Annotated in this window: 22 protein-coding genes and 1 other annotated feature; of the genes, 1 reads left to right on the forward strand and 21 read right to left on the reverse strand. The window is 35.2% G+C overall.

Translation table 11 applies throughout. The features are described 5' to 3' along the window. Positions 1–6 precede the first annotated feature (6 nt). The 17 genes from proC to truB are packed head-to-tail and all read right to left on the reverse strand — an operon-like array spanning position 7 to position 15,066. Positions 7–789, reverse strand: a complete 783-nt coding sequence (gene proC / locus HMPREF0367_RS00070; protein ID WP_035399931.1) for a pyrroline-5-carboxylate reductase — start codon at positions 787–789, stop codon at positions 7–9. Further along, on the reverse strand, positions 786–1,415 hold the full coding sequence (locus HMPREF0367_RS00075) for a M48 family metallopeptidase (protein ID WP_035399934.1): 630 nt from the start codon (positions 1,413–1,415) through the stop codon (positions 786–788). The genes proC and HMPREF0367_RS00075 overlap by 4 nt, the downstream gene beginning before the upstream one ends. Continuing rightward, positions 1,408–2,244, reverse strand: coding sequence for an Mrp/NBP35 family ATP-binding protein (locus HMPREF0367_RS00080; protein ID WP_035399936.1), 837 nt, complete (start codon positions 2,242–2,244; stop codon positions 1,408–1,410). The genes HMPREF0367_RS00075 and HMPREF0367_RS00080 overlap by 8 nt, the downstream gene beginning before the upstream one ends. Position 2,245: 1 nt before the next feature. After that, positions 2,246–3,148 (reverse strand): tyrosine-type recombinase/integrase, encoded by a 903-nt coding sequence (locus HMPREF0367_RS00085; protein WP_035399939.1) that lies wholly within the window; start codon positions 3,146–3,148, stop codon positions 2,246–2,248. Positions 3,149–3,163: 15 nt separating this feature from the next. Next, entirely contained in the window at positions 3,164–3,817 is a 654-nt protein-coding gene (locus tag HMPREF0367_RS00090) for a tRNA1(Val) (adenine(37)-N6)-methyltransferase (protein WP_022355858.1), read from the reverse strand. Beyond that, entirely contained in the window at positions 3,810–4,982 is a 1,173-nt protein-coding gene (dinB, locus tag HMPREF0367_RS00095; RefSeq protein WP_035399945.1) for a DNA polymerase IV, read from the reverse strand. Before dinB ends, HMPREF0367_RS00090 begins: the two co-directional genes overlap by 8 nt. Beyond that, a complete protein-coding gene (recN, locus tag HMPREF0367_RS00100; RefSeq protein ID WP_035399948.1) occupies positions 4,975–6,615 on the reverse strand; it encodes a DNA repair protein RecN in 1,641 nt (546 codons plus the stop codon). Before recN ends, dinB begins: the two co-directional genes overlap by 8 nt. Positions 6,616–6,620: 5 nt before the next feature. Continuing rightward, positions 6,621–7,340, reverse strand: coding sequence for a TlyA family RNA methyltransferase (locus tag HMPREF0367_RS00105; protein ID WP_051335097.1), 720 nt, complete (start codon positions 7,338–7,340; stop codon positions 6,621–6,623). Next, complete coding sequence (dxs, locus tag HMPREF0367_RS00110; protein WP_035399954.1) at positions 7,333–9,186, reverse strand: 1-deoxy-D-xylulose-5-phosphate synthase; 1,854 nt, start codon at positions 9,184–9,186, stop codon at positions 7,333–7,335. The genes HMPREF0367_RS00105 and dxs overlap by 8 nt, the downstream gene beginning before the upstream one ends. A 19-nt stretch (positions 9,187–9,205) precedes the next feature. Next, positions 9,206–10,054 carry a polyprenyl synthetase family protein gene (locus HMPREF0367_RS00115; protein ID WP_035399957.1) on the reverse strand — a complete coding sequence of 283 codons (849 nt, stop codon included), beginning with the start codon at positions 10,052–10,054 and terminating at the stop codon, positions 9,206–9,208. Beyond that, entirely contained in the window at positions 10,038–10,256 is a 219-nt protein-coding gene (gene xseB / locus HMPREF0367_RS00120) for an exodeoxyribonuclease VII small subunit (protein WP_035399960.1), read from the reverse strand. The genes HMPREF0367_RS00115 and xseB overlap by 17 nt, the downstream gene beginning before the upstream one ends. Beyond that, positions 10,249–11,583: an exodeoxyribonuclease VII large subunit gene (xseA, locus tag HMPREF0367_RS00125; protein WP_035399961.1), complete on the reverse strand. Its 1,335-nt coding sequence runs from the start codon at positions 11,581–11,583 to the stop codon at positions 10,249–10,251. The genes xseB and xseA overlap by 8 nt, the downstream gene beginning before the upstream one ends. Next, on the reverse strand, positions 11,580–11,957 hold the full coding sequence (gene nusB / locus HMPREF0367_RS00130; protein ID WP_022355866.1) for a transcription antitermination factor NusB: 378 nt from the start codon (positions 11,955–11,957) through the stop codon (positions 11,580–11,582). The genes xseA and nusB overlap by 4 nt, the downstream gene beginning before the upstream one ends. Then, a complete protein-coding gene (locus tag HMPREF0367_RS00135; RefSeq protein ID WP_035399964.1) occupies positions 11,950–12,855 on the reverse strand; it encodes a 5'-nucleotidase in 906 nt (301 codons plus the stop codon). Before HMPREF0367_RS00135 ends, nusB begins: the two co-directional genes overlap by 8 nt. A 46-nt stretch (positions 12,856–12,901) precedes the next feature. Further along, the gene (locus HMPREF0367_RS00140) at positions 12,902–13,231 is read right to left on the reverse strand and encodes an Asp23/Gls24 family envelope stress response protein (RefSeq protein ID WP_022355868.1); all 330 of its coding nucleotides are present in this window, start codon (positions 13,229–13,231) and stop codon (positions 12,902–12,904) included. A gap of 45 nt (positions 13,232–13,276) precedes the next feature. Further along, the gene (locus tag HMPREF0367_RS00145) at positions 13,277–14,248 is read right to left on the reverse strand and encodes a bifunctional riboflavin kinase/FAD synthetase (protein ID WP_015535949.1); all 972 of its coding nucleotides are present in this window, start codon (positions 14,246–14,248) and stop codon (positions 13,277–13,279) included. Next, positions 14,248–15,066, reverse strand: a complete 819-nt coding sequence (truB, locus tag HMPREF0367_RS00150) for a tRNA pseudouridine(55) synthase TruB (protein WP_035399968.1) — start codon at positions 15,064–15,066, stop codon at positions 14,248–14,250. The genes HMPREF0367_RS00145 and truB overlap by 1 nt, the downstream gene beginning before the upstream one ends. Positions 15,067–15,145: 79 nt before the next feature. On the opposite strand from truB, the gene HMPREF0367_RS00155 reads away from it, so the two are divergent. Further along, positions 15,146–15,883: a tRNA lysidine(34) synthetase gene (locus tag HMPREF0367_RS00155; protein ID WP_035399969.1), complete on the forward strand. Its 738-nt coding sequence runs from the start codon at positions 15,146–15,148 to the stop codon at positions 15,881–15,883. Positions 15,884–16,300: 417 nt separating this feature from the next. Here the strand turns inward: HMPREF0367_RS00155 and HMPREF0367_RS00160 are convergent, their stop codons facing one another. The 4 genes from HMPREF0367_RS00160 to HMPREF0367_RS00175 form a co-directional block, all read right to left on the reverse strand. Further along, entirely contained in the window at positions 16,301–16,882 is a 582-nt protein-coding gene (locus HMPREF0367_RS00160; protein WP_035399971.1) for an HD domain-containing protein, read from the reverse strand. A 307-nt stretch (positions 16,883–17,189) separates the two neighbouring features. Beyond that, positions 17,190–18,929 (reverse strand): aspartate--tRNA ligase, encoded by a 1,740-nt coding sequence (gene aspS, locus HMPREF0367_RS00165; RefSeq protein WP_035399973.1) that lies wholly within the window; start codon positions 18,927–18,929, stop codon positions 17,190–17,192. Positions 18,930–18,944: 15 nt separating this feature from the next. Beyond that, positions 18,945–20,234 (reverse strand): histidine--tRNA ligase, encoded by a 1,290-nt coding sequence (gene hisS / locus HMPREF0367_RS00170; protein WP_035399975.1) that lies wholly within the window; start codon positions 20,232–20,234, stop codon positions 18,945–18,947. A gap of 38 nt (positions 20,235–20,272) precedes the next feature. Continuing rightward, positions 20,273–20,465, reverse strand: a binding site (T-box leader). Beyond that, entirely contained in the window at positions 20,462–21,184 is a 723-nt protein-coding gene (locus tag HMPREF0367_RS00175; RefSeq protein WP_022355882.1) for a YebC/PmpR family DNA-binding transcriptional regulator, read from the reverse strand. Its footprint overlaps the feature before it by 4 nt. Positions 21,185–21,193 lie beyond the last annotated feature (9 nt).

Consider the following 21,193-nt stretch of genomic DNA (forward strand, 5'->3'; position numbering starts at 1 on the left):
AGGACATTAGTCCTTTTTTTCTATGGCATCAATGGCTGATATTACACTGCCGCGAAAGCCTGTTTTTTCTAATTCGCTAACACCTTTGATCGTTGTACCTCCAGGTGAACAAACCGCATCTTTCATGATTCCTGGATGTTCTTTATTTTCTAAGTATAAAGCACCAACACCTTCGATCATCTTAGCGGCTAGACGATAGCTGGATTCACGGGTAAGTCCATATTTTACCCCAGCATCGGAAAGAGCTTCTAAATACATAGCTGTAAAAGCTGGTGTACATCCAGATAATGTTCCCGCAATTGAAAAATGGTCTGTATCCACAAATTCCAACAGAGCTATTTTTCCAAAGATTTCTTTGAACAAATTCAATTGTTCTTCATTGAGGGAGTGTTTTTCTTCACAGATCATAATTCCCTTTCCCGTAGAAATCGGTGTATTTGGTACCGTAGATAAATGAGGTGTATTTTCATTTAATAGTTTTTCGTAGTCTTCGAAATATACACCGGCCGCAATAGAAATTACGATTTTTTTTGAAAGTAAGTCTTTTACTGGTTCAACAACAGAAGCGATTTGATATGGCTTAACAGCTATAACAACAATATCACTTTGGGTAATCAAGTTTGTGGAATCTTGACAGGCGTTGATTTTTAATTTAGCACAATTGGTTTTAAGTTTTTCATAATTGCGAGCACAGGCATAGATGTCTGTGTTTTTGATTACATTAAAAGATACCAGTCCTTTCGCAATGGCACTTGCCATATTTCCATAACCTATAAATCCTAATTTCATTTTGATTCCCCCAGTTTACAAGGTTTGATATATTTGAGTTGTTTAACGATTTCCTTATAGTTTGGACACCATTTCAAGAGAACATCGTAAAAAGCTTGTGAATGGTTTAATACATACAAATGAGCCAGCTCATGATAAATGATCGCATCTATACATTCTAAAGGTGCATAAGCTAAATTTAGATTTAAACAGATTTGTTTTTTAGATGGAGTGCAGGATCCCCACTTGGACTTATAAAAGGCCAGCTTAAGATTCAAATCATAAATCTGCAGTGCTTCACTGATTTCATAGAAACGATCCTGAAAATAAGGACTGACAAATGTTTTTAAGAAGTGATCAAAAGATTTTTGATCATTTGGTGTATAGATCTTATTTCCAACAAGCATCACTTTAGAATCTTGTATAAAATTGATGATGTAAGGTTCATTTAGAATCTGGATAACAGAATGATCGACAGTAAATGGTTTCTCGTTCATTCTTTTTTGTATCCAATCTTGATTTGAACGAATAAAGTTTTCAATTGTTCTTTTAGATGTATGTTTAGGACAAGTGATCACGATCTTGTTATCTTTGATCCTAAGATACATTTTCTTAATGTCTTTGTATATGATCTGACAATTATTCATTTACATCCTGCCATACTTCATCGGCAATATCGCTCATATATGAATCAGCAACTTCTTTTTGTTTGCCTGTATAGGATCCATATTTGTTGATATCGCGAATCAGATCCAACATTGGCAATGTACCATATAGTTTTAAGCCAGTTTCATCAAAAAACTGATGAAGCTCTCCGGTTTCATAGAATTCGATGCGTTCATTACAGTTTGGACAATCCAGATAAGCCATATTTTCAATAACGCCTAATACAGGTACCTGTAATTGTTGACACATATGTACGGCTTTGCTGACGATCATAGAAACCATTGGCTGTGGTGTAGAAACCATCACGATTCCCTGTACTGGCAATGACTGCATGATCGTTAAGGCAACATCTCCCGTTCCAGGAGGCATATCGATTAATAACACATCTAATTCTTCCCATAATACATCTGTGTAAAATTGTTTTACAACACCTGCAATGACTGGTCCACGCCAGATAACAGGATCACTTTCATTTTTCATCAAATAGTTCAAAGACATGATCTTAATTCCTTCCTCAGTAACAATAGGAATAATTTCATTGTCTTTTGTTGCATACGCTTGTTCATCGGCTGCATCCAGTAGACGAGGAATACTAGGACCTGTGATATCGGCATCCATGATACCAACTTTTAATCCTTTTTTAGCCATAGCCTTTGCCAACATGACTGTAATGGTTGATTTTCCAACTCCACCTTTACCAGACATGACGGCTATGATCTTTTTGATGTTGTTTTTAGGGTTTGTTTCTACTGAACAAGTAGAAGCATCTTTATTACAATTTCCATGATTTGGGCATCCTTCACATGACATATTAATCGTCCTCCTTCTTCTTAAAACTTTGAAATGCATTATCATATGCATTTACTAAACGCTTATTTTGTATGTGAGTGTAAATTTGTGTTGTTTGAATATCACTGTGTCCTAATAGTTCCTGTACGATCCTTAAATCGGCATTGCCATCCAAAAGGTGGCTTGCAAAACTGTGGCGAAAACTATGTGCAGAAAGATTGGGGTTCAAGTTGCATTCTTCACATTTCTTTTTGATCAGATTGTGGACATATTGTCTTGTTAGTACACGTCCATACTGATTGATAAAAAAATTAGGAAGAGTTTTCTTTTGCCAATTTTTTCGAACAAGGTTTAGATAGAGCTCCATTTGTTGAACACAGGCATCCACGATAGGAATGATCCTTTCTTTATCCCCTTTTCCAGTAACTTTTAAGATTTTTTCACTTAAATGGACATCATTACGTTTCAAGGAACAAAGTTCACTGACACGTAGACCACAGCTGTATAAAGTGAGTAAGATGGTCTTATGATAGATGTCTATATCGCTGTTGGAAAAGGAGTCAAATAATACTTTTAAATCTTGTACAGAAGCATAGATCGGTAAATGTTCATTATGCTTATGAGTATGGATATAAAGTGTTGGATCTTTGATTGATTCATGGTTCAAACTGATAAATTTATGAAATGAACGAACACTTGCTAGAACACGATTGATCGAATTGGATGAATACTCTTTAGTCAAAGAATTTAGATAATTATCTACGGTTAAGATCGTTATCTCTTCCACATTATTGATATTCTTCTGATTCAAATAAGCGATATAATGTGTAAGATCTGACATATAAGCTTCAATCGTTTTCTTGGATTTGTTTTCTACAAGAGATAAATTAAGCTTGTAATCAGAAAGTGCTTCGTGTAAGTCCATGTGTATATTTTATCACTAAATCTCGATTGGAGGTAGTATTTGGCAATTACATCGTCTTTCTTTTATCGCTTCTATGAGGATGGATTTGCATTCATGATCTTTATCATAGGCAAATGCGATTCGTTTAGCACCAAAAGAATATTGGTTAAGTGTTGTAAGTATCTCCTGCATTCGAGTTGGACGATGGACAAAATAAAATCGTCCATTACTTTTTAACAAACGATTGGCATGTTTGATCAATTCATCCAATGTTAGATTGATTTCAATGCGTCCTAGTTGCCGCATATCCATTTTTACATTTGGATGAGTTTCTTTTTGGGTAAAGAAAGGTGGATTGCTGATGATAACATCCACACTTTCTACATTGACTTCTTGTATAGGGGCATGAATGATCTCATGCTCATGTTGAAAGAAAGTATCTGCATTTAATCTGGCAATATCATAAGCTTCTTTTAACACTTCGACTCCATAGAGTTTTTTTACCTCAAACTGGTCAACCCATAATAATAAAGCACCATTGTTTGTACCAATATCCAATACGGTTTCCTGATCATTCACTTTTAAAAAGTTGGCAAGCAATCTTGTATCTGTGTTGAAATGGAAATGTTCTTTGTGCTGATATAGTTTAAGATCCTGCCGTATAAAATAATCAAGTCTTAGATCATTCATGTTCATTTCCTTTCTTTAATAGATCACTGGCTTTAAATAAATCTTTGTGATCAAGCTTTTTATTAAGCTGTGCCAGTATACTATCTGTATCTTGGATCGGTGTTTCAAAAATAGACGGTTGTTCCAGGATCCGATTGGCATCTTTTAAAGAGCCCATTGATACGCCAATATGTCGATAACCAACTTCTTCAAAGTTTTCTTCCAATAAGCCGCTGGCTGCTTCAAAGACGATTACATAGGCATTCGTATATGTCTGCAAAGGAACAGAACGAACGATATTGTGAAAATTAGTATCTCGCAATGAGATAGATACAAGTTTACCTTTTTGATTTTCCTGGATCATTTTACGGCATAGATCATTGGTCAATGTCTTTAATCGTTCCATGGCATCATTTAATGTGTATATATCGCTTGGATAAGTCCTGGAAATAGAGATGCTTTTATGCGTCGTGGAAAAATTTAACTGTGCACTTGAATTTCCACGGGCTTTTTGAATCAAAGAATACCCACTCTTTGATAAAAGACGCAAGATCAAGTTTTCGTTATCTGGACTGGCAAAATCACCAATCGTTTGAATTCCATATCTTTTTAGGACAGGAATCGTTTTCTTGCCGATTCCTACCATTTCTTCAATTGGTAATGGCCATAACTTTCGTTCTATCTCGGCTTTTCGTAAAACCGTAATTCCCTTTGGCTTTTTCATGTCACTTGCCATTTTCGCAAGAAAACGGTTTGGTGCAACTCCAATAGAAACATTTAAGCCAAGTGTTTCATAAACACCATTTTGGATTTGGACCGCAAGATCCAATGGTCTTTTATATCGTTTGATGGTATCTGTTACATCCATAAAACATTCATCAATGCTGGCTGGTTCGATCATGTTGGAATAACGATGTAAATATTGAAAAAACTGAGCGCTCAATGAACGATAATAATTATAGTCTCCTTGAACGATATTTAATTCAGGACAGATCTTTAAAGCTTCAAAAACAGGCATGGCACTATGAATACCAAGTTCTCTAGCTGCATAGTTTGCCGTTGATAAAACCCCTCTAGATGACAAAGAGCCTACAGCTAATGGTAAGCCCTTGTATTCTGGATGCTTGATTTCTTCGGCTGAAGCAAAGAAAGCATTGATGTCGATATGAAATAATACTCTAGCCATCCTGGTTTGTCCTTTCTTTTAATTCCTTGGCAGCCATAAGACTTGCTTTAGATACGGAACCAGAAGACATCAAGGCAAGTTCTTCAAGTACTTGTTGATCCGATAATTCTTCGACATGAGCTAAAGTTGAATCGCTTTGGCTATTCTTTGCCACACGATAATGATGATCGGCCCAGGCAGCGACACTGGCAAGATGCGTAATACATAGAACTTGATAATCTTTTGATAATGTTTTCATCTTATTTCCCATGGCATAGGCAACTTTGCCGGATACACCTGTATCAATCTCATCAAAGATGATCGTATCGATCCCCTGTTGAGATTGGAAAACAACTTTTAATGCCAGCATCAAACGGGAAAGTTCACCACCTGATGCAGAATCTTTTAAAAGTGAGAATGACTGTCCCGGGTTCATGGAAACAACGAAATTGATATCATCGATTCCATTTGCGGATGGCTCTTTTCTTTGTACATCAACTTTAAAACGAGCGTTTTTTAACATAAGATCTTTAAAGTGTGTTTCAATTTGACTAGATAAGTCATTAAAGACGCTTTTGCGTTGTTTTGAGAGTGATTCTGCCTTTGTTTGATAAAGAGTTAACGCTTCTTCTTTTTCTTTGCTCAAACGTTCTAAAACCGCTTGACGATGAATGATCTTGTCAATTGTTTCCATGTACTGTTCTTTGGCTTTCATCAAACCTTCATAACTTTGTCCATGTTTACGATACAATCGCTTGATCAGATATTCTCTTTCCTGTAGTTTATCCAGCTCATGAGTATCTCGTTGAAGATCTTCTCTGCGATTCTTAAGTTCTTCACTTAGATCCACAAATTCATAATAAATATCATCTAAGTTTTCAATAGAAGTATCCCAGTAGTTGCGTTGTAAAGATTTTTTTAAATTGTAAAGTGAATCGATCAAGCCTCCATCTTTATCCAGAGTATAGATGGATTCATTTAAGTCTTCTAATGTTTTCTGTGCATTGGCAACTTCTTTAATGCGATTTGAAAGTTCTTCAAGTTCCCCTTCTTTGATATCGGCATCATTAATTTCATTGTATTGTGCAGTGGCATATTCTAAAGCATCATCGGAAAATGTTTCTTCTTGAGCTTTTTTTAATTCATTTGAAGCACGGGCATAGATTTGATAAAGGTTTTTTACTTCATTTTTTAGCGTTTCACAATTCGCAAAGCGATCAAGTAAATCAAGTTGCACGTTTGGATCCATGAGTTGATATGTATCCATTTGTGAATGAACATCAACCATCTTAGAAACAATTTGACGAACAAAGGATAAGGTCGCCGGTTGATTGTTGATCTTCATGGAACTTTTGCCTTGTTCTGTAATTGTTCGCTGAATCAAGATATCATCTTCTATATCATAATCATTTTCTTCAAGCAGATTGAGCACTTCCTGGCTAGGTTTGGAAAGCCGCATCTGAAGTATGGTTTTATTGGCATCTTTTCTGACTACGTTAGAGGTTGATCTTTGTCCGCTTAATAATGAAATCGCATCGATCAACAAACTCTTTCCGGCTCCAGTTTCACCTGTAATTACACTCATATGATTAGAAAAATCGATATTTGCTTTTTCAAACAAAACATAATCTTTGACATACAGTTCTTCAATCACAAATTTCACCTCACTTCTTTTGCGTATAGTACATATTCTTGATTTCCCTGACGTCCTTTGATAGGACTCTTGATAGTCTGTACTTGACGGAAATAACGCATCATATATCGTTTTAAATCAATGACGATCTGTTCTTCTATTTTTTTATTTTTTAATACCCCATGTTTATCCAAAGCCTGTGGACCACATTCAAACTGTGGCTTGATCAAAAAGGCAATATGTTTGAAGGAAAGTTTTTCAAACAGTGCTTCTAAGATGGTCTTTGAAGATATAAAGCTTACATCCATGCAGATAAAATCAATATTTTCTTTAAAGTCTTCTGAATCGATATGCCGAGCATTATACCCTTCCATCTTTACTATTCTTTCATCTTTTTCTAGATCTGCATCCAGCTGTAGATGACCAACATCCAGGGCATACACTTTTTTTGCCCCATGATCAAGACAGACTTGCGTAAAACCACCTGTGCTTGCTCCAATATCCAAAACTACCTGATCTTTAATATCAATCTGGAATGCATCAAAGGCAGCTAATAATTTATAAGCAGCTCTTGATACATATTCTTGTGATATTGGCTCGATATAAACGGTATCGTTTTCAGAAACATCAAAGCCAGGTTTTCGAATCACGATATCATTGACTTTGATTCTTCCCTCTTTGATGGCATCCTGGGCTTTGGTTCGTGTTTTAAAATGATCTTTTAAATAAACATCTAATCTAGTCATTTTCAATGATTTCCTTAAATAAACTTTGTGTATCTATATGTTCCTGGATCCTTAATGTTCGAATAGATCCATGATTGACAAAATGATCCTCAATACCAATGGTGTTCAGAATGTGTTTTTGAGTATTGATATATTCTAGGATCGCACTGGATAGTGATCCAATTTTACAATCAGTTTCATACACATAGATAGGAAGATCATAAGAACATAATTCATTGATCATTATTGTATCAATTGGTTTAAAGAATCGAGCATTGATCACGATCATTGAAATACTATTTTCTTTGGCTTTGTGTATGACATTGTCTACATCATACCCATATGAGATCACGATACAAATTGGCTTATCACCTACATCATAACGTGTCCATGAACCAATCGGAATCAATTCATATTGGTCTACTTTATCATAGTGAACATTTCCACGTGGATATCGTATACAGAATGGTTTCTGGCTGACAAAAGCGGTATATAAAAGATTTTGAGCTTCTTTGGCATCATGTGGTTGAGATAAGATTAAATTTGGAATACTTCGTAACATAGAAATATCAAATACACCTTGATGCGTATCACCATCATCGCCAACCAATCCAGCGCGATCAATACCTACAACAACAGGAAGATCCATTCTAGCCATATCATGGTTGATTTGATCATAAGCTCTTTGAAGAAAACTTGAATATACGCTTACAAATGGTTTTAATCCTCCTGCAGCCATTCCGCAAGCCATGGTGATTGCGTGCTGTTCGGCAATTCCACAGTCAAAGAAACGATTGGGATATGTTTTTTCAAAATCTAATAGTTTACTGCCTTGTGCCATGGCTGGCGTGATCGCAACAATATTTTTATCTTTACGGGCAAGATCCATCAAAGTTCTTGAAATGATTTCTGACCATGTAAGTTCATCATTTGGCAGTTTCATCAAAGAACGCCCTGTTTCAATATCAAATGGAGAAACTCCGTGCCATTTACCTACTTTATCTTTTTCAGCATAAGGATAGCCTTTTCCTTTTTTTGTCAAAACATGGACAACGATTGGACCATCATGTTCTTTTGCGGTATTTAATACTTTAATGAGATCAGAAATATTATGGCCATCGACAGGACCGATATAATCCAGATTAAAATCCTGGAAAAGACCAGCATTGATAATATCGTGCTTTACGATATCACGAACAGATGTCATGGCATTCAAGATCGAAGTTCCAACCTTATTTGTTTGAAGATTGGATTTAATATCATGCTTGATTCCACGATAAATCTGACTGGAACGAACAGACGTGATTCTTTGTTCAATACCTCCATGATTTCGAGATATTGACATATTGTTGTCATTAAAGATGATGATCATCTTTTTTTGTTTAGATCCAATATCATTTAAAGCTTCCATGGCCATACCACCACTTAAAGCTCCATCTCCAATCAACGCAACGACTTCATAGTTTTCTTTTTTGATATCTCTTGCGATCGCATAGCCTAGAGCAGCGGATAAAGAAGTGGATGAGTGCCCGGCTTCCCAACAATCATATATGCTCTCACTGCGTTTTTGATAGCCGCTTAAACCGTCTTTTTTTCTTAAAGTAGTAAATTGGCGTGATCTTCCGGTCAAAATCTTATGTGTGTAACATTGATGCCCAACATCAAAGATCAATTTGTCATTAGGTGCATCAAAAACATAGTGCATGGCTATACTTAATTCCACGACACCAAGATTGCTGGATAAATGTCCTCCTGTTTTAGAAATTGAACTGATCAAAAAGGATCGAATATCGTTGGATAATTCGACTAATTGAGGTATGGACATGTTCTTGATTTGTTTTGGCGACTCAATATCATAGATTCGCATACTATCCCTCGTTTCAATATCAATATGTTCGTTTTACTAGATAATCAAAAATCTCTTCTAATTTCTCTGTATTGCCATTTAAAGACATAAGGCATTTCTTTAGATCTTCCTGTAATTCTTTTACCATTTCTACTGCCTTGTTTAAACCAAGGATCGTTACGGCTGTTGTCTTATTATTTTCTTGATCACTGGCTGATTTACCAAGTTCTTCGCTTGTCTTTGTTACATCTAGTATATCATCTTGGATCTGGAATTGTACGCCTAGATCGTAACCGATTTTTTTCATGATTTCGATATCTTCATGTTTATTGGCAATGATAGCTGCACAAACTAATGGTAGTGTCAATAATTTTGCGGTCTTATACTCATCTATCTTTAAAAGTGTATCCAATGTGGCATGAGGATCATTTTCCGATTGAATATCTAACTCCTGGCCATAAATCATGCCATCAATTCCACTGTAACTAGATAAAGCTTCAACAAGCTTAACTTTATTGGTATCTGAACAAGGTGTTCTTAAGACAACCTCAAATGCTTTTGTCAATAAGCCATCCCCTGCCAATATAGCGCAGGCTTCATCATAGGCTTTATGACAACTTGGTTTGCCTCTACGAAAATCATCATTATCCATTGCCGGTAAATCATCATGAATCAAAGAATACGTATGAATCATTTCAATGGCACAAGCGCAGGCAAAACCATCTTTTGGATCCATACCATAATGTTGTAAAGCCGCAAATAAAAGCTGAGGACGAACGCGCTTTCCACCATTCATCAAAGAATAACACATAGCTTCTTTGGTTCTGGATGGAAGTTTTTCTAAAACCGTTTCTTTTAAATAGGTTTCAAATTCATTGCTCTGATTCATCGTCATTCTCCTTGGCAACCATTAACTGATCCATTTTATTTTCAAATTCTTTTAACTGTTTCTCACATTGTTTGCTTAAGGCAAGACCTTCTTCAAAATATTTCATAGCTTCTTCAAGTTCTAAGGAAGAATTATTTAACAAGGCAACGATCTCATCTAAGCGATTCATCGCATCTTGAAACTTCATCTTTTTTTCAGCCATTTTGTTTCTCCTTTTTTATTATTTTTGATGTGATGGTTCCATCGGATAGTCTTGTAAAGATCATATCACCTTCATTGACTTCGTTAACAGAACGAATCACATGTTCATTGTTATTTGTAATGGAATATCCACGAGTTAAAACTTTTAGTGGTGAATACGCATCTAAAAGACCTTCATTTTCTTTTAGATGTTTTTTGACGACCATGTGATATAGTTCAATCGCATAGATCATTTCTTTATGTTTATCTTCACGATAATGGAATGCATTGATCAATTTTTGATTGAATGCGTGATACATAGATTTTTTTAACTCTTCAATTTTATTTTGCTGATTAGAAAACATTTCTTTGTGTTTATCTAAACGACTTTCTAAGTTTTCCAAGGCAAGTTGTTTCTGTTTTATCCACAGCTTAGGATCCTGCATATATGGATTGGCACTAATATTTAAATATCGAGTTTGATTGACATCTAAGATATGCCGCATCTGATTGATCAAAAGATCTTGTTTATTTTGAATCTCATTTAGAACATCATATTGATCATTTGTCACCCATTGAGCAGCGGCTGTTGGGGTTACACTTCTATGATCACTGACTAGATCACATAGCGTTGTATCTACTTCATGCCCTACCCCACTGACTATATACGTTTTTGCGTTATAGATTGTTTTAACCAATTCTACATCGTTGAAACAAAAGAGATCTTCAAAGCTTCCCCCACCTCGTACGATCAGTATCGCATCGTGATCATTTTGATCGGCTTTCTTTAACTGTTTGATCAATGATGCAGGTGCAAAGCTTCCTTGTACATATGCTGGATATAAGGTTACTTTCAACATTGGCCAACGTCTTTGTATCGTTGACATGACATCATGAAGAGCAGCTCCTTCTTTAGCTGTGATCAATCCAATATTTTCGATAAAATCCGGTTTGATGGTTTTGTGAGAATCTTCAAAATATCCTTGTTTAAAAAGCATTTCTTTACGCTTTTCAAATTCAAGGAAGAGTTCTCCCATGCCATCCTGTTTGATCGTTCTTACATATAATTGAAGATTTCCTCTTTGTTCATAAACATTTAAAGATCCTTTGACCAAGACTTTCATTCCTTCTTCCAAAGAAAAAGTAAGTTTATTTACATAGCTGGAAAACATGACACAGCTTAATTCAGCATAATTGTCTTTGATGGAAAAGTAGTAATGTCCTGAACGATGTTTGGTCAAGTTACTGACTTCACCCTGGATCCAAACTTTATGTACTTCAATATTGGATACGATCGTCTTGATTCTGGAAACGACCGCACTGATAGGTACGATCATATCCTGGCTCATAGTTGATCGATTACTCCATTTAATAATTTATACGCATCTTCATCACAGTATTTTTTGGCTAAAGTAACGGCTTCATTGATTACGATAGCTTTTGGAGTTTCATTTACCAAAATCTCTTGAAAGGCAATCAAAAGGATCGTTTGTTCCAAGATGCTTAAACGATCAAACGACCAGTCTTTACGTAATAATGGATTGATCATATCAATATATTTCTCTTTATTTTCTGCAGTTCCAATTGTTAAGCTATATAGATACCCATCAATTTCATTACAGCCATCCATACATTCATAAACGCATTTGCGAATGTCTTTATCCAACAATAAATGTTGATAAATTGATTTCATTGCGATAATTCGTTGTTCGTGTCTATTCATGTGGTTTCTCTCCTTTTTTATATGGTACTCTTGCGCTCGGCACGACTTGACTGGCCGGTAGTGCATGAACATCTTGATCATCAAAGAATATATTAGCTCCAAAGCATTCTAAAACATCTGCTTTGTTTGCGCCTTGAAGGAAGAATACTTCATCAACGACGATATTCCATTTTCGCAGTGTTTTGATCACGCGAATACCGGCATCTTTATCTCTAGCGGTTACAATGGCTGTTCTTAATAGATTTTGATCTTTACAATTTTTTTGTAAGGATGCCAGGCTGAACAAAAATTTAGCCATTGGTCCTTTGTGTAATGCTTCATCTTGTTTTTTTTCTTCGTTTTTCACAAAGGCCTCTAACCCTTTTTTTTGATATATTTTTTCGCTCTCGGAACTGAATAGTACCGCATCAGCATCAAAGGCAATACGAATTTGATCATTTGGGAATTTGTACATCGTATTTGTATTGTAGATCAAACCAGCAGGAAAACCGGCATTGATCGCATTGGATACATCATTTTCATTACAGGATAAAAATAAATCAACACCAAAAGCTTTTAGATATCTTGATATGTCTTCTCCACCACTCATGACCATTCGTCCGATATCAAAACCATAATGTTTTAAAGAATTGATGATACGCAATGAGGTTTCGGCTGAATTACGAGACATCACGATCACTTCAACGAGCTTTTTTGAAGTTTTCTCATTGATGTTTAATAAATTTTTAACCAATCCAAAGCCGGCACCAGGCTTTAAAATATCGTCTTCATGTTGAATTTGATATTCCCGATATGCATCTAAACCTTGTGTTTCAAAGATTTTATTAGCTTCTTCAAGATCAAACAAGGCTCTACTTGAAATGCCAACAACTAAATAGTTATCAAAAGATACGGCCATACTCTCCTCCTTTCAAGCTTTAAAAAAAGGAAATCCGAAAGATTTCCTAAAAAATAAATCCTACAACCTCGATTTCAATTGAATCTGGTGTATGTTCAGTCATATAAGAAATGCTTTCAAAGATCTTGTTTTGAAGGTTTGCACAAACATCAGATACGTTTGCCTTATAACTAACTTTAACTGGAACAGTCAAGGTTAACTGGTTATCATCGATTTTGGTCACGATACCACCTTTGAAAGGTTTATTTCCTTCTACCAGTTTCACGTTTTCATCTTCTTCGATCACATTTAATGCGATTGAAGAAAATACGCTTTTATTTAAATTGATATTTCCATATTTGTTTTTGGGTTCTAGTACGATATATTCTTTTGCCATAACTTCACCTTCATTTCTAATATCTATTATAACAAACTTAATGCGTTACATAAAGAGCTTTTTATCCCATGTTTTAGCGGTATTCTTAACTACTTCATTCGATGATGTCATTATGTTTTGCGTTGTTTTGATATCAGACACCAGCTGATCTTTTAACTCGTCTATATTTTTAAATTTCTTTTCATCACGAATCTTTTTATAGAAATAAAAACGTACTTCTTTTTCGTATAAATCTTGATCAAAATTTAGAATATGCGCTTCAATGGTTTGTATTTCATTTTCAAAAGTTGGATTCTTTCCAATATTGATCATAGCATAGTACAAAGTATCATCTACACTTACACAACCGGCATAGACACCTGTATTCGGTATTACATATTCTTCATCCACAAGCAGGTTTGCGGTTGGAATATTCAATAATGTCGATCCCCTTTTGAATCCATGAACGATCTTACCATGAATGGAGTATATATAACCAGTCATATGATTGGCGTCGTATACATTTCCTTCAAGGATCATAGGTTCTATTCTTGACGAAGAAATCTTTTTATTATCCTCGTTTATGCTATCAACAACTACAACATCAAATAAGTTTTGTTTCTTCAATGTTTCTACATTTCCTGCATTTTTACAGCCATATTGAAAATCAAAACCGCAGACAAGTGTATCGATGTTCATCTGATGCAGTACATCATGAAATTGGTCGGCACTTAAAGATGCAAAATCCTTTGTGAATGTCAGTATATAAAAGTTCTGAGCGCCCAATGATTTGGATACCTGGATCTTATCAGATAAAGACATTAGATGGTACAACTTCATTTCCGGCTTAAAAATATGCCATGGATCTGGATCAAATGTAATAATAGAAACATCAATATTCTTCTTTTGGGCAATCTCTATAGCTTGTTTTACAAGCTGTTGATGACCTTTATGAAATCCATCAAAATAGCCGATACAGGCCACTGTTTTATTAAATACAGGCGGTATATGTTTATGATTGATACGAATGATGTTCATTACCATAACCCCCTTTTGCTTTTGTAAATCCCGTTTCCTATATTTTCATAAATAGCCACAGGTTCGTTATTTTCTGTGATGCAGACAAGTGGTTCATCTTGATTTAAATGAATCTGCTTGCCTTGATATATCTCAAGAATAGATTCATATTCAACAAAAGGTAAATGATCTAAAACCATAGAAACAGGATACAAAACAGGCTCATCTTCAATGTCTTGGGCCATATCGATAGTAAATCGTCCAACAGCTGTTCGTTGTAATGATTTCATACAGCCAGCATTGTTTGTTTTTAGAGCTAGATCACGACAAATGGAACGAACATAGGTACCACTTGAACAATGAACCTCAAAGGATAGATCGTCCTTGTTGATCGAATGAATCGAATAAATCTCTATATCTTGATAGACAGGTTCAATATCAATATTTTCTCTTTGATAATCCATCAATTTTTTTCCTTTGATTTTTTTTGCTGAAGTCATCGGAACCTGCTGAGACTGTTTTCCTAAAAAAGATCGTAATACTTCATCAAAATTAAAATCTAAGTTTATATTTTTTTGTTGGGTTATTTCTCCATGGATATCATCGGTCGTAGTAAAATATCCTAACTGAATGGAAGATACATATTTTTTATCTGTATCATTTAAAAATTGTAAAGCTTTGCATGCTTTACCGCAAAGTACGACAAGAACTCCAGTTGCATCTGGATCTAAAGTTCCTGTATGTCCAAATTTTTTCTGGTTATATTTTCTTCTAAGCTTATTGATAACATCATGACTGGTCATGCCAGCCGGCTTGTTGATCACTAGAATTCCATCCATTTAAATCACCTTACTTATTTTACTGACTTTTATTTTTCTTCGCAACACTTTATAATAGTCAAATGAAAGTAGGGATAAAATGAAACTTCAGCCAATTTTAAGAGGTATACGTAATGCTGATAGAGATTATAAATTGATCGAACCAGGTGATTCGATTGCCGTAGCTTTAAGCGGTGGTAAAGATAGTATGGTGCTTTTTTTAGCTTTAAGCATGTATCAAAAATTTCAAGGACAAGATTTCAAATTATATGGAATCCATGTAGATGTAGGATTCGAAGAATTCGAACATGAAACTATGAAGAATTTTGCCAAAGAACATAATCTAGAATTGTATATCCAAAAAACTCAAATCTATGACATCTTAAAAAAGAAAACAAATAACTCGGGTAAAATACAGTGTTCTTTATGTTCTCAGTTTAAAAAAGGAGTTATCTTTGATAAAGCAAGAGAATTAGGATGTAATAAAATTGCTTTAGGACATCATGGGGATGATGCTATTGAAACACTATTTTTAAATATGATCCATGGTTCAAAGATAGCCACATTCTTGCCAAAACAATATATGTCAAGAATGGATATGACCATGATTCGACCATTGGTGTATTTACGCGAAAAAGATATTATTCGAGCTTGCGAACGTAATAACATTCCTGCGGTAAAACGTGTTTGTCCTAATGATGGATTTACCCAAAGAGAAGACATTAAACAAAAACTTTACAAATTTTACGAAGAATATCCAGAAGCAGAAGACAATTTCTTAAGAGCTCTTTATAACGAAAAACAAGTGAGTTTATGGCAAAAAGAAGACACGATCTAGAAATTGTGTCTTCTTTTTTTAAGCTTATTTGATAATAGCGGCTTCCAATCAAGAATCCTAGACTATAAATAATATTCCATATAGGACTTACGAGCGCAAGAGCTGCTGTTACATCAGGTCTTTGATATTGTCCAACCATAGCCATATCCACTACACTTTCAATCAATGAAAAAAATGCACTGCCAAATATTTTAAATACATCAATTTGATCTTATCATTTAAAAAATCAACATTCTCTTTTCTAAATAACATGGCTTTACTTAAAGGTAAAAAGAAAAAAACTGGATAAGTAAACAGGTATCTCAACCTGTAGCCTTATCCAGTCAATCATTTCTTCTAAATGATTTGCCCTCCAAGCAAGCAAAACGATTGTAAAAAACATTAATGTGAATGCCCATATTCACTTGATAGAATCCTTTATTCTTTTCCATCCACAAAATACGTAGCTTCCATATCCGCTGTGCTTAGCGCAAACGCTAAAGGAAAATGTTCAAATGTATATCCAACATTACGAGCGGGATCCTCATTGGAAAATCCCATGTGATAACGAATGGCAAATGCCTCTTCCCGAGTGAGTTTCATAAAAGGTGAAATCATATAAACGCTTTTTTCTCCATGTCCATATGGCATTTCATCTTCAAACTCATAATATGGAACCTGCTGCCATTCCCCATTTACTTTTTTGTTGCGATAACTTGTTTTATAAACATTGATCTTACATACATCATGCAACAAAGCAACCAAGGCAATTGTTTCATCATCGTAATCCATGCCATACATATCTTTTACGCGATTTCTTGATAGATAATCCTTTAGACAATGATATACATTGATACTATGTTCAACCAAGCCTTCCGGATATGATCCATGAAAACGTGTGCTTGCAGGAGCTGTAAAGAAATCAGATTTATTCGAACATAAATAATCTAAAAAATCCTTTGCCCCATCGCGTTTAATATACGTTTGATAAATTTCAATAAATTCTGTTTTTTTGCTCATAATTGTATCTCCACTTACCAGTATTATAACCGAAAATGAACATAATAAAAACCCAGGAACAGGCGATCTTCCCCTGTATGTACAGGTGGGTGACCTGTTCTATGCATTAGGATCCCCACTCGTAGCGGGTCTTCAACACAACAGAGAAACGTCCGGTCTCCCTTATCTCGCGTGTAGGAAAATGTATAAGCTCCTGGGCAATTTCATAATACCTGACTATAAATAATATTACAAGTCTTGACATTTTATAAGTTTTTGAAACACCGTATTTATAATGAAAAAGCATGCCGTTTGGCATGCTAAAACGTTATTTTTTGATTTCAATATGTAATTCTTCCAACTGAGCTGGATCTACAGGTGTAGGTGCTTTTGACATTGGACATTTCGCATTGGCATTTTTAGGGAATGCAATAACATCACGAATGGAATCGGATTCGCTTAAGATCATCGCAATACGATCTAGTCCGAATGCCAATCCACCATGAGGCGGAGTTCCATATTGGAAGGCATCAATAAAGAATCCAAACTTATTACGGATTTCTTCTTCGCTCATACCTAAAATTTCAAAGATTTTTTCCTGTAAATCATTATCATAGATACGAAGACTTCCGCCACCAAGTTCATAACCATTTAAAATAATGTCATATGCATTGGCTTTTACTTTGGCAATGTCTGTATCTAGTAATGGGATATCTTCTTCTTTTGGTTGTGTAAATGGATGGTGGCAGGCAACATAACGCTGTTGTTCTTCGCTCCATTCAAACATTGGGAAATCTGTTACCCATAAGAATGAGAATTCATCTTTTTTCTTTAAACCAAGTTTATAACCAATCTCATTACGTAAAGCCCCTAATACATTACATGTCTTGGTCCATTGATCACTTACGATAAATAAAACATCCTTATCTTTTAAAGATAAAGTATCGTAAAGAGCTTTTACTTCATCTTCGCTTAAGAACTTACGAGCTGAACCGGTTAACTCATTGTCCTGAGCCTTTAAGACAACCAATCCCTTTGCCCCGTTTTTCTTTGCCAATTCAGTATATTTATCAATTTCTTTTCGTGTTATTGAAGAGAAGTTATCAATCACGATCGTTTTGATTACGCCGCCATTGTCGATGCAGTCTTTAAACACTTTGAATTCGCTGTTTTTAAAGATTTCTGTAATGTCTTGAAGTTCATAGCCAAAACGATTGTCTGGTTTATCCGAACCGTAACGATTCATAGCTTCTTCATAGCTTAGACGAAGGAAAGGTGCTTGAATATCAATTCCTTTAACTTCTTTCATTAATTTGACCATCATTTCTTCCATCATGGTTTGGATTTCTACTTCACTTAAGAAGCTTGTTTCAATATCAACCTGAGTAAAATCAGTTTGACGATCCGCTCTTAGATCTTCATCTCTAAAACAACGAGCAAATTGATAATATCTTTCAAAACCGGCAATCATTAATAACTGTTTATAAAGCTGAGGTGATTGAGGAAGTGCATAAAAAGATCCTGGATGAACACGACTTGGCACTAGATAGTCTCTAGCTCCTTCTGGTGTGCTTTTACCTAACATAGGTGTTTCAATTTCAATAAAATCATTATTATCTAAATACTCACGCATGCTGCGAGTGATCTTATGACGCATGATTAATTTGTTTTGCATCACTGGACGACGAAGATCCAAGTAGCGATACTGAAGACGAGTGTCTTCTAAAGCATCTGTTTCATCCGCAATGATCAATGGTGTTGTTTTAGCTTTATTGATGATCTCAAACTTTTCAACTTTAACTTCAATTTCACCTGTTTTTAGATCTGGATTGGCATCTTTTCTTTGAAGTACGGTTCCAGATACAGATAATACATATTCATTGCGGACATCTTTTAATGCCTCGCTCATACTTTCATCAAATACAAGCTGGCAGATTCCAGAGCGATCTCTAAGATCGATAAACACAAGTTGTCCAAAGTTTCTTTTTTTGGCAACCCATCCTACTAGCTCTACATGTTCATTTACGTTTTCTAAACGTAAATCTCCATTATGATGTGTTCTATTCATAAATCGTTTCTCCTTTTAATGATCATGTTCTTCTATTAAGATATGATCCAATGTTTCTATCATATCTTCCATATCAACCGTTGTCTGTTCTTTTTTCTTTAGATCTTTGATCGTTACCTGGTTGTTTTCAACTTCTGTATTTCCAATCAAGATTGCAACTTTTGCCTTTGCTCGATCGACAGCTTTAAATTGGGCTTTAAAACTTCTTTGTAACATATCCATATCGCTTCGATACCCATACGCTCTTAATTCGGTCACGATTTGTAACGCTTTGCTTCTAGCTTCCGAATCTAAACACATAACATAGGCATCTAAAGCCGGTTTGGTTTCTAAAGCTACGCCTTCTGCTTCTAAAGCCAGTAAAATACGTTCAATTCCTAGAGCCCAGCCGATACCACTCATACCATCTGGTCCGCCAAAGTAAGAAATCAATCCATCATAGCGTCCACCAGCTAATACTGTTGACTGCGCTCCCATTTCTTTATTGATGGAAACAATCTCAAATACAGTGTGTGTGTAATAATCTAAACCACGAACCAAATTGTCATCAATTTCATATGGAATATTTAATTCATCTAAAAGAGATAATACAGTTTCAAAATATTCCTTAGATCCTTCATTTAAATAATCTTTCATGCTCGGTGCATTTTTCATGAATTCTTTATCATGATCGATCTTGCAGTCAAGAATACGTAAAGGATTTTGTTCATAACGACGCTTACAGTCTGAACAAAGATCATCTAAATGTGGTTTAAAATATTCTTTCAATGCAGCTCTATAGCTTGCTCTACTTTCATCATCACCTAAGGTGTTGATCGTTACTTTGATATCGTTTAAACCTAAAGCTTTCAAAATAGAAAAAGCTAATGTAATACATTCAACATCTGTATAAGGGGATTTATTTCCTAGACATTCGACACCAAACTGATTAAAGATACGAAGTCTTCCCTTTTGTGGTCTTTCGTGACGATGCATCGGTCCCATATAATACAATTTGACAGGTAAATCCGGATTTGCATACATCTTATTTTCTACAAAGCTACGAATAACACCAGCTGTACCTTCTGGTCTAAGGGTCAGTGAAGTTGAACTGTTTTCAAGTTGGAATGTGTACATCTCTTTATTGACCATATCACTGGAGTCATTCTCTCTTTTGAATACATTTGTGTGTTCAAAAATTGGTGTTCGAATCTCATCATAGTTGTATAAGTAACAGAATTCACGAAAAATACGTTCTAGTTGCTGCCACTTATACGATTGATCACCATAAACATCTTGTGTTCCTCTTGGAATCTGATACGCCATACTTTGCCTCCTTTTTTAATAAATAAAAAAACGCCCTATATAAGGACGTTTTGAACGCGGTACCACCTTATTTTATGCTTGTTAGCATACTCTCTAGTCTTAACGCGACGTACGATCGAATTTTTTGTTCGATTCCTCCAAAGTGTCCAGAAATAAATTTATATAGTACTTTCACCAGCCGTACATTCTCTACGATATGCGTTTATTTCAATTCTTCTTCAATGGATTTATGCATTTTCGACGTTGTGATATACGTTTTGAACATCGTCAACATCATCTAATAATGTTAATAAACGTTTGAATAATTCCAAATCTTCTCCTTCAAGAGTCACTGTTTCATTTGGAACCATCTTATCTTCTAATACTTCAAATTTCACATCTGGGATCAAGTTTTCAACCACTGTTTTCGCATCATCTAATTGTGTTGGTTCAACAGTAATTGTCATATATCCTTCTTCGATCTCAATATCATGTAAATCGATATCTGCTTCGATCATGGCATCCATCATCGCTTCTTCATCTTCATACTGAATAACGATAACGCCTAAGTGTTCATATCCAAAAGATACAGAACCTCCAACACCAAGTTTAGAATGCGATTTGTTAAAGCAGGCACGAAGGTTTGCAATTGTACGATTTGCATTGTCAGTTAAACAGTCAATGATGATCGTTGAACCTGCGCCTTGTCCGAACCCTTCATAACGAGCACTTGAATAGCTTTCATCAGCTGAACTTTTTGCTTTTTCAATAGCACGTTTAATAACGTCAGCCGGAACGTTATTTGCTTTTGCTCGTTCAATTGCTTTTTTTAATGTCTGGTTCATATCTGGATCTGGATCACCATTCTTTGCGGCAACCAAGATCTCTTTAGAATATCTTGAATAAACTTTTGCTTTTGCATTAGCAGTCTTAGCCATTGCAGCGGCACGCACTTCAAAGTGTCTTCCCATATAATTTCA

Origin of the sequence: Faecalitalea cylindroides ATCC 27803, from assembly GCF_000469305.1 — a bacterium.
GTDB lineage: Bacteria > Bacillota_I > Bacilli_A > Erysipelotrichales > Erysipelotrichaceae > Faecalitalea > Faecalitalea cylindroides.

Bases quoted from the DNA above. Each gene is read 5' to 3' on its own strand.
- proC (WP_035399931.1), bottom strand. From the start codon at position 789: ATGAAATTAGGATTTATAGGTTATGGAAATATGGCAAGTGCCATTGCG.
- HMPREF0367_RS00075 (WP_035399934.1), bottom strand. From the start codon at position 1,415: ATGAATAATTGTCAGATCATATACAAAGACATTAAGAAAATGTATCTT.
- HMPREF0367_RS00080 (WP_035399936.1), bottom strand. From the start codon at position 2,244: ATGTCATGTGAAGGATGCCCAAATCATGGAAATTGTAATAAAGATGCT.
- HMPREF0367_RS00085 (WP_035399939.1), bottom strand. From the start codon at position 3,148: ATGGACTTACACGAAGCACTTTCTGATTACAAGCTTAATTTATCTCTT.
- HMPREF0367_RS00090 (WP_022355858.1), bottom strand. From the start codon at position 3,817: ATGAATGATCTAAGACTTGATTATTTTATACGGCAGGATCTTAAACTA.
- dinB (WP_035399945.1), bottom strand. From the start codon at position 4,982: ATGGCTAGAGTATTATTTCATATCGACATCAATGCTTTCTTTGCTTCA.
- HMPREF0367_RS00105 (WP_051335097.1), bottom strand. From the start codon at position 7,340: ATGACTAGATTAGATGTTTATTTAAAAGATCATTTTAAAACACGAACC.
- dxs (WP_035399954.1), bottom strand. From the start codon at position 9,186: ATGCGAATCTATGATATTGAGTCGCCAAAACAAATCAAGAACATGTCC.
- HMPREF0367_RS00115 (WP_035399957.1), bottom strand. From the start codon at position 10,054: ATGAATCAGAGCAATGAATTTGAAACCTATTTAAAAGAAACGGTTTTA.
- xseB (WP_035399960.1), bottom strand. From the start codon at position 10,256: ATGGCTGAAAAAAAGATGAAGTTTCAAGATGCGATGAATCGCTTAGAT.
- xseA (WP_035399961.1), bottom strand. From the start codon at position 11,583: ATGAGCCAGGATATGATCGTACCTATCAGTGCGGTCGTTTCCAGAATC.
- nusB (WP_022355866.1), bottom strand. From the start codon at position 11,957: ATGAATAGACACGAACAACGAATTATCGCAATGAAATCAATTTATCAA.
- HMPREF0367_RS00135 (WP_035399964.1), bottom strand. From the start codon at position 12,855: ATGGCCGTATCTTTTGATAACTATTTAGTTGTTGGCATTTCAAGTAGA.
- HMPREF0367_RS00140 (WP_022355868.1), bottom strand. From the start codon at position 13,231: ATGGCAAAAGAATATATCGTACTAGAACCCAAAAACAAATATGGAAAT.
- HMPREF0367_RS00145 (WP_015535949.1), bottom strand. From the start codon at position 14,248: ATGAACATCATTCGTATCAATCATAAACATATACCGCCTGTATTTAAT.
- truB (WP_035399968.1), bottom strand. From the start codon at position 15,066: ATGGATGGAATTCTAGTGATCAACAAGCCGGCTGGCATGACCAGTCAT.
- HMPREF0367_RS00155 (WP_035399969.1), top strand. From the start codon at position 15,146: ATGAAACTTCAGCCAATTTTAAGAGGTATACGTAATGCTGATAGAGAT.
- HMPREF0367_RS00160 (WP_035399971.1), bottom strand. From the start codon at position 16,882: ATGAGCAAAAAAACAGAATTTATTGAAATTTATCAAACGTATATTAAA.
- aspS (WP_035399973.1), bottom strand. From the start codon at position 18,929: ATGAATAGAACACATCATAATGGAGATTTACGTTTAGAAAACGTAAAT.
- hisS (WP_035399975.1), bottom strand. From the start codon at position 20,234: ATGGCGTATCAGATTCCAAGAGGAACACAAGATGTTTATGGTGATCAA.
- HMPREF0367_RS00175 (WP_022355882.1), bottom strand. From the start codon at position 21,184: ATGGGAAGACACTTTGAAGTGCGTGCCGCTGCAATGGCTAAGACTGCT.